The organism is Candidatus Binatia bacterium, assembly GCA_036493895.1.
GTDB lineage: Bacteria > Desulfobacterota > Binatia > UBA1149 > CAITLU01 > DATNBU01.
The window spans coordinates 72,255-86,137 of the sequence record DASXOZ010000019.1; the positions used below are offsets into that span (position 1 = coordinate 72,255).

Annotated in this window: 10 protein-coding genes; 5 read left to right on the plus strand and 5 right to left on the minus strand. The window is 65.4% G+C overall.

The annotated features are described in order from the left end of the window. Positions 1–118: 118 nt before the first annotated feature. The gene (locus tag VGK20_05415; protein HEY2773472.1) at positions 119–2,674 is read right to left on the minus strand and encodes a hypothetical protein; all 2,556 of its coding nucleotides are present in this window, start codon (positions 2,672–2,674) and stop codon (positions 119–121) included. Between the two features lie 433 nt (positions 2,675–3,107). On the opposite strand from VGK20_05415, the gene VGK20_05420 reads away from it, so the two are divergent. Continuing rightward, positions 3,108–3,314, plus strand: a complete 207-nt coding sequence (locus VGK20_05420; protein ID HEY2773473.1) for a hypothetical protein — start codon at positions 3,108–3,110, stop codon at positions 3,312–3,314. Positions 3,315–3,334: 20 nt separating this feature from the next. Here the strand turns inward: VGK20_05420 and VGK20_05425 are convergent, their stop codons facing one another. Further along, positions 3,335–4,339 (minus strand): aminopeptidase, encoded by a 1,005-nt coding sequence (locus tag VGK20_05425; GenBank protein HEY2773474.1) that lies wholly within the window; start codon positions 4,337–4,339, stop codon positions 3,335–3,337. Positions 4,340–4,429: 90 nt separating this feature from the next. On the opposite strand from VGK20_05425, the gene VGK20_05430 reads away from it, so the two are divergent. Both VGK20_05430 and VGK20_05435 read left to right on the plus strand, forming a co-directional pair. Continuing rightward, a complete protein-coding gene (locus VGK20_05430; GenBank protein HEY2773475.1) occupies positions 4,430–6,178 on the plus strand; it encodes an ABC transporter ATP-binding protein in 1,749 nt (582 codons plus the stop codon). Further along, complete coding sequence (locus tag VGK20_05435) at positions 6,175–8,052, plus strand: ABC transporter ATP-binding protein (GenBank protein HEY2773476.1); 1,878 nt, start codon at positions 6,175–6,177, stop codon at positions 8,050–8,052. The genes VGK20_05430 and VGK20_05435 overlap by 4 nt, the downstream gene beginning before the upstream one ends. 39 nt (positions 8,053–8,091) lie before the next feature. Here VGK20_05435 and VGK20_05440 read toward each other — a convergent pair whose 3' ends face one another. After that, positions 8,092–8,868 carry a hypothetical protein gene (locus VGK20_05440; protein ID HEY2773477.1) on the minus strand — a complete coding sequence of 259 codons (777 nt, stop codon included), beginning with the start codon at positions 8,866–8,868 and terminating at the stop codon, positions 8,092–8,094. Between the two features lie 131 nt (positions 8,869–8,999). Between VGK20_05440 and VGK20_05445 the strand changes: the two genes are divergently transcribed. Next, complete coding sequence (locus VGK20_05445) at positions 9,000–9,965, plus strand: GDP-mannose 4,6-dehydratase (protein ID HEY2773478.1); 966 nt, start codon at positions 9,000–9,002, stop codon at positions 9,963–9,965. Positions 9,966–9,987: 22 nt separating this feature from the next. Here the strand turns inward: VGK20_05445 and VGK20_05450 are convergent, their stop codons facing one another. Then, entirely contained in the window at positions 9,988–11,595 is a 1,608-nt protein-coding gene (locus VGK20_05450) for an FAD-binding oxidoreductase (GenBank protein HEY2773479.1), read from the minus strand. Between the two features lie 7 nt (positions 11,596–11,602). Further along, a complete protein-coding gene (locus tag VGK20_05455) occupies positions 11,603–12,865 on the minus strand; it encodes a lactate racemase domain-containing protein (GenBank protein ID HEY2773480.1) in 1,263 nt (420 codons plus the stop codon). Positions 12,866–12,992: 127 nt separating this feature from the next. Here VGK20_05455 and VGK20_05460 point away from each other — a divergent pair, with 127 nt between their 5' ends. Beyond that, on the plus strand, positions 12,993–13,862 hold the full coding sequence (locus VGK20_05460) for a methyltransferase domain-containing protein (protein ID HEY2773481.1): 870 nt from the start codon (positions 12,993–12,995) through the stop codon (positions 13,860–13,862). Positions 13,863–13,883: the final 21 nt, after the last annotated feature.

Consider the following 13,883-nt stretch of genomic DNA (forward strand, 5'->3'; position numbering starts at 1 on the left):
TGGCACGGCCCTGCCCTCCCCGCCGGGGATGGTGTCCAGCCTATCTCTCGTAAACTTTCCCGGACGAACACATTTGATTCCAGAACAGTCACCATGGACGTCCGTCCGAGGGGGAGGCCTAAGCTGGCTCCGACGGTGATGACATCTCACGATTAACCTGGCGAACCATCAGAATCGTCCCGAGTACGTAAAGAAGCGCCGCACATGCCTTCACCAGGGTGAATCCCCACGACATCGCGAGTGTGGCAGCCAGTGTCGTTCCGACGACCGAACCGACACCATTGACGCCCCAAGCCCAGGGCACGAGCCGTGCATGTCGACGAGAGAGGCACGCCACACCCAGCGGCATGAACATTCCCAGTGCCAGGCCGATCGGCATTTGCGCAAGAACCGCGATCAGAATGCGCGGCGTGAGCTCGAGATGAAGGAATGCACCGAAGACGGATCCCAAATAAAGCGCGTATGTGGCGATCAACAGAACCACGATGGCGGCCAAGCGTGGAAGAATATCGGCTGGTCTGTCGATGAATCGGGACGAGAGGAAGCTACCAAAGCTCGAGAACATCAAGAGTGAAAAGATCGTCACCGAGAGCGCGTAAGTTGGGGAACCAAGGAACAGGACGAAGGTTTGTACGAAACTGATCTCGACGAACATGAAGCCGACGCCCAGGGACAGGAAGTAGACGAGGTACGACATCGCGCCGCGGATCTTCAAACCCTCGCGCGCCCCGAAGAGGAGCGGCACTGGAATCAGGACGCAGGCAAGCAGCAGGGCCTGGCCGATCATCAGGATCAATACCACCTGGCCCACGAAGGACCCTGGCATCGCAAAGCCCAGATCGCGCTGTCGCGAAAAATTGGACCACTTTCCTACGTTGTAGAGGAACGGATCGTCATCGTAGACAGGATCCACACGGAACCACTCGGAATCGATTGTCTTCTTTCTGGCAGCTTCGTCCGATCCGAGGACCGTCGACAACTGATAGCCTTCAGGGCTCGCATCGGGTGCGAAAAGAACCGGGAATCCGTTCGTCTTTGCGAAACCCTTTACCCTCGCAATTTCGTCTTGTGTAAACGGTGAGCGCTTGATCAGGACATCCTGGCCCTGCGTCATGCCGTCGAGCGAGTTTGCTCCAACCACCATCAGGTGTGATCCCGGATTCTCAACGCCCGCGTTCTCCAGAGCGCGATATCCGTTCAGGGCGAGACGGGTCCCGTAAGGCGGCAGCGTGCCGGGATAGATATGGCCGCCAATGACGAGCGACAGGACACCATCAGGTTGAAGCCGGGACAAGAAGTCTTGAAAGGCTTCCACCGTATACAGATAGCTTTCCGCGAGCACATAAGCGCCGGTCGCTTGCGCTGAGAATGTGTCTACCGCCGTAATTTCCACGAGATCGAACGACTGATCCGTCTGGCGCATGAAATGCCGCCCTTCGCCGGCCACCAGCGTAACATCAGGTCTGTCGTAGAATCCTCCAGTAAAGCCTCGCAGTTGTTCTTTCAGAAGATTGACGGTCTTGGGTTGAAGTTCCACGCCCGTCACATGAGTAGCGCCATTCTTGATGGCGTTCATCATATCGATGCCGCCGCCCACGCCGATCACGAGGACATTCGGCTTTTGGCTCAACAGGTACGGAGTATGCAAAAGATGCGGCTCGAGCATCGCGAAATCATCGAATGATCCGTGATAGGAGTAGATAGCCGACCCGTTGCTGCCATCGTAGGTCAGCTCGGCCACTGCCGGATAAGGACCCCCGTATCCACGTGCGATTCCGACTTTGCCCCAGTACTGAAACCTCGACGGGTTCTCCCAACCCGACGCATCGACTCTGTTTAGCGCGGTCCAGCTGGAATAAGCGGCACCTCTGGCCACATCAGCGGCGTACTTGCTCAGCATCTGGCTGGTGACGTTTACCGGGCTTGTTCCGGATTGCGAGGCACGAATGTCCAGTTTGCTGCTAGTGATGAAGATCGGGATCGAATCTCCGAGCGTCGGCGCTGTCAGCATAAGCAGAAGCGCGACACCAGCTAGCCCCGATGCGAGAGTTCGGCGGCCGCCTCCAAAGCTGAGCACCGCAGCACCGAACAAGAGGAGGGCGGCGGCAGCCAGGATGAGGCCAGGAACGCCGAACGGTTCGATCAGCTTGACGACGAAGAGGCATCCCAGCGCCGCGCCAAGCAAGTCAAAGAAGTAAAGTAGACCCATCCTTCGCGGATAGGCTGCAAAGGGAGCGCTGACCGCAAATCCAGCGAGCATAAAAGGCGCGCCGACAGCGACATAGTATCCCAAAAGCCCACTCGCGAAGCTCGCCGGTGAACTCATGATTTCACCGACTTCGAGAGGGTGGCGCGAAACAATCAAAAGCTGAACGATCGTGAGGACCGCGGCGGCGACAACCAGGGTGACCAGACGATCCTGACCTCTGCGCGCGAAAAGCTGCGGCCGAACCGCTACTATCGCACCGCTCGCCCCAAACCCGAGCAATGCCACGCTGATCGTCAAGTATGCGAGGTGATACCAGACGGTGTACGAGAAGAGCCGAGTCAATGAGATCTCCAACGTCAGGAGACCCATAGATACGAAGAATAGGGCTCCGTAGATTCCGGCATGGGGCGTCGCTCCCCAGCCCTTCACTTCAAGAGAACCTTCGTTTAGTCCGTCATTCGCCATCACTTCTTCTCGTTTACCGGCAGCCGGAGCAGATCTCTCAGCGCGACAACTATCGTTGGTGAAAACCGTTATCAGATCAGCGAATCCTCGGGACATAGAGCCGGGTGCGACGTCCGATGCAGCTCGCAGCGGTCGTAGCAACCCGGCTTAAACCTTGCTCCAGGAGTCGAGGCGGTCGTGCCGCGGATGGTACCGTGAAGACACAGCAAAGTGCAAAAGGCCCGTTCTCACTTGATGTACCCGAGGTCGCGCGCCCGGGAACAACCACGTACCGAATGAACCGCGCGTTGGTTTGTCCTCAGCGGAACGCTGTTCGCGGACGATAAAACAGTCAGGGCGCCTGTGGGCGCAGTTCGCGGAGGATTCTGGTCGAGCCCGGATTTCTCGGTCGCCGGCACATGCTCGTTTCCCGGCAGGGTGATGGAGTGCCTCCGTGCGCGACCTTCCCACCAGGAAGACTCGTCTCGGGGAAGAAGGCCCCGATCGCTACCTTGCGTCGCTGACGCCGTCCGAGCGGATGCAGATGGTCTGGACGCTGACGCTGCAGAGCTGGATGTTCAAGACAGGAAGCACCGATGAACCGCGACTACGTCGAGACATTGGCCGCGTTGTGCGCGGCCGGCGCCGCAGCGCCGGCTGAAGCTGGTGCCTGTCCCCGACTCACTTCGCCTTCGGTGCCGTCGTCCCGGCAATCACATCCCTTAGATCGATCCTCTTCGCCTGCGCGTCGTTCAGCCGCGCCAGCGCCTTCTCGATGCTCGGCTGCGCCGCGAGATACGCGTCGATCGCCCTTCCGTCCTGCGAATAGCGGTGCGCGGCCAGGAACGACGCGTTGTTGAGCCCGTCGGTGCGCAGCATCTCGGCGAACACCGGATCGGAGTGCTCCATGTTGCCGAGCAGGTCGGCGTAGATGTCCTGCCGCTGCTGGAGCATCGCCTCACGCGCGAGCTTCTGCTTGCGCGACTGGTCGAAGAACTCCTTCAGCCGGTCGGAGGCTTTGTCGAGCAGGTCGCTGCGCTCGATCCACGTCTGCCGGGCCTTGGCCATCGCATCGGCGTGCTTCTGGTCGCCTTTGGACAGGAAATAGCTCTCGGCCAGCCTCCACGACGTCGCCGTCGCCAGCGTCTCGTTCAACGCGACACGGCCCGGCGCGAAGAACGTCTGGTGCGTCAGCTCGTGCAGCACCGTGAGCACCACTGCCGTCTCGCCGCGATCGAGCACCGATGACGGCAGTGGATCGTCGAACCAGCCTAAAGTGGAGTACGCCGAGGCCTCGACGATCATCGTCTCCAAGCCCTTGGCGCGCAGCGTGGCGGCAAATTCCTCGGCCGACGGCCGGTCGAAATAGCCGCGGTACGGGATGTCGCCGATGATCGGGTACCACCAGGTGTACGGCTCCAGGTGATCGGCATAGGCCGCGGTCACCACTTCGAAGGACGAGGCTCGCGCGGCATCGGCCACTTTGCGGTAGCTTCCGCCGACGTTGAGGCCCTGCTGCTGCGCGAAGCGGCGCACGTCGATCAGCACTTCGAGCGCGTGGCGCTTTTCGGGATTCTCGGCAGTTGCGAGCATATCTGTGGCCGCCGATGCACTGCCGAGATAGCGAACCTCTTCCCAGGCGAGGCGCGACAGATACGCAGCGCGGCATCCGCCGCAGAGCATCATTGCAACTGCGCACGCCGCTGCGGCAGCGGCCCGTGCGCTCGGCCTTTTCGTTGACGCGGCGCCCTCCGCTATAAGGGAGCGATTCGACAAGTGGAACGTCTCTGGAAGTACATGCGGCGCTACCGTGCCCGCTACGCAGTCGGTGGACTGGCCCTGTTCGCAACGGCCACGCTCGTCATGGCCATCCCCAAGCTGACGCAGAAGGCCTTCGACGTCCTCGGCAGCAGTCTGCCCCCCGACCAGAAACTGGCCACCGTGTCGGGCTATGCGGCCACCATTGTCGCGATCGCCGTCGTGCAAGCGGTGGTAAGGACGTGGTCGCGCACCCTGATCTTCAATGCCGGGCGCGACGTCGAGTACGACCTTCGCGGGGAGCTTTACGACCACCTTCTGAAATTGCACCAGGGCTATTACCAGCGCCAGCGCACCGGCGACCTGATGTCCCGCCTCGTCAACGACATCGGGGCCGTGCGCATGCTGCTCGGCCCGGGCTTCCTCACGTTCATCAACACGCCGATGTACTGCCTCTACGCGTTCTCGCTGATGCTCTGGATGGACCCGAGGCTGACGCTTGCCGCGCTCGTGCCGTTCCCGGTGATCCTCGTCTACATGCGCCGCTACATGCGCGCGATGATGGAATCCACCGTGCGCACCCAGGAACGGCTGGCCGAGATGTCGGCGTTCGGCCAGGAGACGCTGGCCGGCATCCACGTCGTCAAATCGTTCGGTCGCGAAGAAGGGCGCGCCGAGCGCTTCATCGAAATGAACGAGCGCTACAAGGTGGAGGCGATGGAAGTGGCGCGGCTTCGCGCGAAGATCTTCCCGGCCATCCGCACCGTGTCGTCCCTGGGCGTCGTCATCGTGCTCGGCCTCGGCGGCTACGATGTCGTCCACGGACACCTGACGCTCGGCTCCCTCGTCGCGTTCATGGGGTATCTGCAGATCCTCGCGTGGCCGATCATGGCCGTCGGCTTCATGATCGCGCTGTGGCAGCGCGGCAAGGCCGCCCTCGTCCGCCTCGGCGAAATCTTCGACATCGTGCCGGAAATCGCCTCTCCCGCCGATGCCTATCGCCCGGACGAGGTACGCGGCGACGTGCGCTTCGACCACGTCAGCTTCGGGCACACCCCGGACGGCGCGCCGGTGCTGCGCGACATCTCGATCGACGTTCCGGCCGGCACCACGCTCGGCATTCTCGGCCGCACCGGCTCGGGCAAGTCGACGATTGCCAACCTTCCGCCGCGCCTGTTCGACACCACTGCCGGAAGCGTGCTCATCGACGGCGTCGACGTGCGGCGCTGGGACCTCGGCACTCTTCGCAGCGCGATCGGCTTCGTGCCCCAGGATCCCTTCCTGTTCTCGACGACGATCGAGAAAAACGTCGAGTTCGGCCGCGACTCCATCGCCACCGACGAGCTCGCGAAGATCCTCGAGACGGCGGGCCTGGAGGGCGACCTCGCCGAATTCCCGCACGGGCTGGCCACGCCGGTCGGTGAGCGCGGGGTGACCCTGTCGGGAGGCCAGAAGCAGCGCCTGACGCTGGCGCGCGCGGTGGGCCGCCAGCCGCGCATCCTGATCCTCGACGACTCGCTGTCGAGCGTCGATGCCGCCACCGAGCGGCGCATCCTCGAGCGCCTCGACGAAGTGCGCCGCGGACGCACGGCCATCGTCATCTCGCACCGTGTCTCGTCGGTGAGCAACGCCGACCGCATCGCGGTGATCGACGAGGGCGCCATCGTCGAGCAGGGCACCCACGCCGAGCTGCTCGGCATGGGCGGCCATTACGCCGACCTGTGGAAGCGCCAGCGCATCAGCGAAGAGCTGGAGGCAATGGCGTGAGCACCGCCGCCTCCGCCACCGATACTGAGCGCGTTCAGGGCGGAATCACCGAGGAACAGGCGATTCTCGGCACCCGCGACATCGCGATGGTGCGCGCGATGTGGCGCTTCCTGGCGCCGTACAAGGGCCTGTTCTTCCTTTCGGTGGTGCTGCTGCCGCTGATCTCGGCGTGCCTGCTGGTGCAGCCGTACATCATCAAGAAAGCCATCGACCACTGCATCGCCGCTGGCACCACCGACGGGCTGCTGTGGTGGGTGCTCGCCTATACCGCCGCGTTCATCGGCGAGTTCACGCTGCTGTACTGGCAGAACGTCGTCACGATGATGCTGGCGCAGAAGAGCCTGGCCGACCTTCGCCTGGCAGTGTTCCGCAAGATCGAGTCGATGGACACCGCGTTCTTCGACCGCAACCCGGTCGGCCGGCTCGTTACCCGCATGACGACCGACGTCGACGTCATCAACGAAATGTTCGCGGCCGGCGCGATCACGATGCTGATGGATGCGATGACGCTCGTCGGCATCGTCGTCATCATGTTCACGCTGCACGTGAAACTCACGCTGGCAGCGATGGCGACGTTGCCATTGATGCTGATTCTCGTCGACTTCTTCCGCCGAAGGACACGCACGTACTACCGGCTGATCCGCGACCGCATCGCCCGCATCAACGCCTACCTGCAGGAGTCGATCACCGGCATGGCGGTGGTGCAGCTGTTCGCGAGCGAAGAGCGCATGGGCCGCGAATTCGGCGAGCTGAACGAGGCCTACCGCGACGCCAACCACTGGTCGAACATCTACGAAGCGTCGTTGTTCTCGATCGTGGAGGCCGTGAGCGCGATCTCGACCGCCGCGATCCTCTGGTACGGCGCGCACCTCGTGATCGGCGAGCCGGTGTCGGCCGCTTCGTCGGTATCCAACGCAGTCGGCTTCGGGACGCTCGTCGCGTTCATGGAGTACATCAACCGCTTTTTCGTCCCGGTGCGCGATTTTTCGACGAAATATGCAGTGCTGCAATCGGCGATCGCGGCGTGCGAAAAAGTGTTCGGGCTGCTCGAGCTCGAGCCGGGGCTCGTGAGCCCCTCGCAGCCTGTTCCGGCGCCGCCGCGCACCGGAACCATCGAGTTCGACGACGTGTGGTTCTCGTACCTGCCGGGCGAGCCGGTGCTGCGCGGCGTCTCGTTCCGCGTCGCCGCCGGCGAGCACGTCGCGATCGTCGGCGCCACCGGCTCGGGCAAGACGACGATCACCAAGCTGCTGTCGCGATTCTACGACGTCGAGCGCGGGCGCGTGCTGGTGGACGGCGTCGACGTGCGCGAATGGGACCTCGGCGACCTCCGGCGCCGCATCGTCACGGTGCTGCAGGACGTCTTTCTGTTCGCCGGCACGGCGGCCGACAATATTCGCCTGGGACGCGACGACATCACCGACGAAGAGATGCACGCGGCCGCGCGCGCGGTGCACGCCGACCGCTTCCTCGAGCGCCTGCCCGAAGGCTACGACGCGCCGGTGCGTGAGCGCGGCAACAATTTTTCGACGGGCCAGCGCCAGCTCCTGTCGTTCGCGCGCGCGCTGGCCTACAAGCCCGACATCCTCGTGCTGGATGAGGCCACCTCGAGCGTCGATCACGAGACCGAGGAGCTGATCCAGGACGCGGTGGCGCGCATGCAGGAAGGGCGCACTTCGCTCGTCATCGCGCACCGGCTTGCCACCATCGAGAGCGCCGATCGAATCGTCGTGCTGCACCACGGAGCGCTTCGCGAGAGCGGCACCCACGAGGAGCTGCTTCGCCTCGGTGGTCTTTACGCGCGGCTGTACCAGCTCCAGCGGGACGACGCGGAACACGCGCATCCCGTCGAGGAGACGGTCGCGACAGCCTGAAACGCTCGCGCGGCGCCTGCTGCGCCTTTCCCGATCGATCTATTTCGAACCGTTTGCCGGTGCCTTGGTGTCGACGGGCGGAGTTTTCGCCGGCGCAGAGCCGGCCGCGCCGCCGCCGGCGTGCGCCGCAGGCGCGGCATTCGGCGGAGTCTTCGTGGCCTCGGTTCCGGGCGGTGCAATCGGCGGTGCAGCCGCCCCATTCTGCTTCGCCTTGTCCTCGGCCTCGGCCTTTTCGCGCTCGGCTTTCAGCTGATTCGGATCCTTGCCGTCGCAGCGGCACCACTTGCGCTGGTGAGGAGGCTCCTCCGCCGCGTCGCCGGGACTGGCCGGCACGACGATGTGACCTGGGATGTTGGGAACCTTCGAGGGATCCTGCCCTTCGGCGATGGCTTTCTTGCGGAGCTCGTTGAGCACGGACTCGGTGCGCTGGCGCATGCGCTCGTCCGGGTCCAGCGCCCCTCCGTGCCTGTCCGCGATCGTTTTCGCGGCAAGCTGCAGGATGCTCATGACATTGTAGACCTGGTTGGCGGGGTCCTTGTACAGTTTGTCGACGACGCCGCGCCACTCCGGCGGCTTCACTTTGGGTGTCCACGGATACTTCTCGTCCACCCAGCCGCCGGCATCGAGGTTGCGTGCCACGTTGGCCATGTCGAGAAAGCCGGTGACGTAACCGTTCTTGAAATCATTCGTGAATTTTTGCCAGCCCGCGTAGCCGAACGCTGCTGCCGCCACCGCCGCAGAGCCGAACAGAGCTCCCGCGACCGTTCCCAGGACGAATGCACGAAGCGAGACGGGAAGCGAAGCAGGATATCGCATGGGCGCGAGCATCCTTCATAACGACGCAGCCTGCAAGAATCGCTGCGCCGCGCCGCGGCGTGTAGCGGTGAGGCCGGCGCCGCGCTAGGCTGCCCTGCGGCGGACCCGCAGTTGCACGATCCCATGATCCCATGAGCAGCGGCGTTTCGGAGCCGCGGGTGCGGCGGGCGCTGGTGACGGGAATTTCCGGGCAGGACGGCCACTACCTGGCCGGGCAGCTCATCGACGACGGCATCGAAGTCTTCGGGCTCACCCGCAGTGACGCACCGGTCGCGGCGGGCGTCCAGGCCCTCCGCGGAGACCTGCGCGACGCTTCCTCGCTGCGCCGCGCGATCGACGCTTGCCGGCCCGACCAAATCTACAACCTTGCCGCTGCGACTTTCGTGCCCGGATCCTGGGAAAATCCCGGCGAAGTGGAGGACGTCAACGGCGGCGGCGTCGAGAGGCTGATCGATGCGATTCGCGCGTGCGGCCTGCCGATCCGCCTGTGCCACGCGTCCTCGGCGGAGATCTTCGGGCCGCCCAGCGGAAAGCCCCAGGACGAGCACACGGAGCTGGCTCCGGCATCGCCCTACGCCAGGGGCAAGGCGCGCGCGCATCGCGCCATTGCGGCGGCGCGCGAGGAGCATGGGCTGTTCGCGTGCTCGGCAATCCTGTTCAACCACGAGTCGCCGCGACGCCCGACGCGCTTCGTCACGCGCAAGATCGCGATGGCGGTGGCGCGCATTCATCGCGGGCTCGGCGATCACGTGACGCTCGGAAGCCTCGAGGCCTCGCGCGACTGGGGCTACGCGCCCGAGTACGTCGCCGCGATGCGTGACATGCTCGCGGCGCCGCAGCCTGCCGATTACGTGGTCGCAACCGGCCGCTCAGCAACCGTCGCCGATTTTGCCAGGCTCGCGTTCGCGAGCGTCGGACTGGAGTGGCGCCGCCACATCCGTTTCGACGCCTCGCTCGCACGTCCCGGCGATTCCCTCGCCCGCATCGGCGATCCGTCGCGCATCGCGAAGGACCTTGGATGGCGCGCGACGACGTCGCTGGAGGATCTGGTGCGCATCATGGTCGATGCAGACCTGGTGCTGCTCGACAAATGGTGAAACGGCGGGAGAATCGGCGAGGCTAACGGTCGAAGAGCACACCGGGCGCCAGCAGCCAGTCGGGATCGAGCGCCTGTTTCGTGCGGCGCATCGATGCGACGCCCTCTTTTCCGTGCAGGCTTTCGAGCAGGTCTTTCTTCCACGCGCTGCGGCCGGTGCCGTGCTCCGCCATCGGGCTTCCGCCGAGCGCGATCGCAACCTCGCCGATCGTCTTCTGCGCTTCGCGCGCCTTTTCCATTCCAGCCAGATCGCGCGCGATCAGGTTCGGATGCAGGTTGCCGTCGGAGATGTGGCCCCAGATCGCGGAGTCGAGCCCGGTCGCTTCCACGATTGCCCGGTAGCGCGCGAGCGCTTCGGCGAGGCGGTCGAACGGGACGATGACGTCGCCGCCGGATTTGGACACAGGCTGACCCGAGCGCAGCGCGGCGGCACGTACGCGCGCGTTGACGCCGTCGGGAACGGCTTCGCGCAGCGCGAACAGCGCGCGGCGCCGCTCTTCTTCGCCGGGAAGAGCCGGGATCGAAGCCTCGAGGACACCGTGGCGTCGCAGGATCCGGCACAGGGCGGCAATCGGCCCCTTTGCGTCGCCCGCCGCCGTGGAAAGCTCCTCTACGGCTCGCGCGCGATCGTACGACGGATCGAGCTCCACCTGCACGAGAAGCAGGGCCCCCGCGCTTGCCGGCAACGCGACTCCGACTTTCTCGGCGACCGAATCTTCGCGCAGTACCTGCAGGCAGCGGCCGTCCATGAATTCGATTGCCGCGACGTCGACGCCGTCGTCGTCACCGGCTCGCCCACGCAATGCGGCCTCGCGAAGATCCGCCGTCAACCGCACGGCCTGCTCGTCGTCGCCCACCGGCACCAGCACCGCGAGCCAGGCCGGCCGCGGCGAAAGAAGGCGCAGCCGCGCTTCGGTGACCACTCCGAGCGTGCCTTCGCTGCCGATGAAAAGATCGATCAGATCCATCGACGGCGCGCCGCGATAACCGGCGGAGATTTTCGGGACCTGCGGATGCGCGGGGCGCGGCACGAAGACCTGCACGCGCTTTGCGTCGAGCAGGACGATCTCGAACGATCCGTCGTCGCCGGCGAGCACCTGGCCGCGCTCGACGTCGAGCACCTCGCCGCAGGCCAGCACTACGGTAATCGCGTCGATCCACGCCCTGGTCGTCCCGTGCCGGAACGTTGCGGCGCCGGCTGCGTCGGTGGAAATGACGCCACCGACTGTCGCGCCGTCGAAAGTGGGAATGGGAGGGAATACGCAGTTGCGTTCGGCGCACGCCGCGTCGAGGTCGCGCAGCACGACGCCGGCTCCGCATTGCACCGCATGCCTGCTCCACGGACCGACCTGCGTCAGGCGCGACGTCGAGACGACGATCTCGCCGTGCGGGGTCGCGCCGCCGGTCAGCGATGATTGAGCACCGACGACGAGCAGGGGACGCCGCGCAGCCAGCAGGGTAGCGACGTCGCGTTCGCTTGCCGGAAAGCACACCTCGTCGGTGTGTCCACCAGGGTAGCGCGCCGCATCTTGAAGATACCCCGACACGACATCGGGATCGCGCTCCCGCCGCAATTGCTGCTCGCCGCGCGGTGCGCGCGTGCGCGCAAGCCAGTGAGGGTTCGACGACATCGCGGGGTCAGGAGACTTCGAGCGCGATGTTGCCCGCATCGCGGACGACGATCGCACGCGGCGACGGGTCGTCCAGCAGTGTTCGCGCCCACTCGACGGCGCTGCGGCGGTCGGCGAACAGGCTGACGTCGAGCACCCCGGCCAGCTCCGGGTCGATTCCGCCGCTGATCACCCCGACGTGCACGGCGCGCTCGTCGGTCAGCGCCCTCAGGCGCACGGCCTTGTGGTCGCCGAGCCGGTATCCGCGCGCCGCGACGATTTCGCGGGCCCTCTCGACGCCCGGTGCCGCGCGCAGCAGCTCGACGAAATGATCGATGCCCACTCCGCCGCTGCAGCGCGCCTCGAGAAGGAGCACGCCGCCGCTTCGCACCGCGGCCTCGGTGTTCTTGATCCCCTTGTCGGCCTGGTAGAAGTCCCGATCGAGCGGCGGTCGCACTTCGGCGACGACGAGATCGGCCTCTTCGCCGACGGTTGCCGAAAAACACCCGCGCACGAACGACGAGCCCTCCACCAGCGCTTCGAGCGGGTGGCCGGCAGTGATCGCGACGACGCGGCCGTCGACGATCACCTGGTTCAGCGCGAGCAGGCGCGCACCGGAATCCTCGAGGTCTGCCAGCGCGTCGACGATCGCGAGGTGGACCGGATTTCCGTCGAGCTTCAGCGGTCGCGCGGTCGAAGACAACGCGTTCTGGTGATTCGCACGCAGGCTCTCGAGCGACATCACGCCGACGGTGAGCGTCTTGTGTGCGCCGGTGATGCCGGCAAAGTAATGCGGCTCCATGCTTCCGCACGCAAGATAGAAGCCGGCCTCCGACATCCACGAGTGGAACGTCGTGTTACCGACCATTCTCAGCAAGCTTTCGTCGCGGACGTCGTGCCAGACGACTTCGGCGATGCGGTCGGCGTGCTCGCCGAGCATCGCCTTGTCGTGCGCCTCGCGCTCCGAGGGCGTCGAGCGGTGGCTGCCGGCGGCGACGAGCACCCTCAGCGGAGGCGGCTTTTCGGCGGCGAGCCTGCGGTCGAGCACCGAGACGACGGCCCGCAGAAAGCTCGGCGTATCGGTGAAGCGGTGCGTGTCGTTGACGAGCAGAGTCAGCGAGCGGCCCTCGGAGGCCGCACCGCGCGCGAACTGCTCGAGGCCCGCGGCCTCGAGAGCGTCGACCGTGGCCGCATCGACATCGATGCGAGCCTCGGGCATCGCCGGCGTGACTTCGCGCACGTCGAACCCGGAAAGAAGCTCGTGCCAACTTGGAGGCTGGTCGGATCCCATGCGGTGGAAGGCGTCGGGAGGCGGGTCCGCCGTTCGCCGGCAATTTAGAGCACAACGTGCGCGATGTTTGAAGCGCCCCCCTTTGTTGCCGAGTGCGGGGGCCTGCCATACAAGGCGCCGCGTCGCCATGCCCAGCACCAATCCCGACGAGTGGAGCAGCGCGGACGCGTCGCCGCCGTCTTCGCCGGGGCGCCACGAGGGTGGCGCTTTCACGGGGGAAAGGCCCGGCTGGGGCGCCGGCTTCGAGTACGATTACGCGCGTCACGTCGCCGCATACCGTTTCGCGGAGCAGTTGGTAGCCGGCAAGCGCGTCCTGGACGCCGGTTGCGGCGAAGGGTTCGGAACCCGGACCCTTGCCGCCACTGCACGCGAAGTCGTCGGGCTCGACTACTCGAGCGACGCGATCGGGACGTGCCGCCGCCTGTGGAGCGGCGGCAACTATCGCAACCTTCATTTTCGCCGTGAAGACCTCTCCGCCGGCGCTCACGCGGAGTCCGACGTTTTCGACGTCGTGCTCAACTTCCAGGTGCTCGAGCACATGGCCTCACCGCTGCCGCTCCTTCGCGGCCTTGCCAGCAGGCTCACGCCCGGCGGGGTGCTCGTGCTGACGACTCCGAATCGCCTGCGCACCGTATCGGAGAATCCCTACCACGTGCGCGAGTACACGCAGCAGGAGCTGGCACGCGAGCTCGGCGCCGTCTTCGGAAACGTCGAGATCCGCGGCGTCTTCGGCAACGAGAACGTCGAGCGCTTCGAGACGCGTCGTGCCGGGGCAGTCTCGCGCATCCTGCGCCTGGATCCGCTTGGGCTTCGCCACGTGCTGCCGCGCGCGGTTGTCGAGTTCGCGTTCGCACGGCTGGCGCGAATCGTGCGGCGGCGCGCGAGCCCGGCTCAGGAGCCGCCGATCGTTCCCGAAGATTTCCGCGTCGGCACCGGCGATATCGACCGCGCACTGGACCTGCTCGCGCTTTGCCGGCTTTCCCCCGAGGGTCGGTAGCCCGCCGCCGTCCTCTCGCGT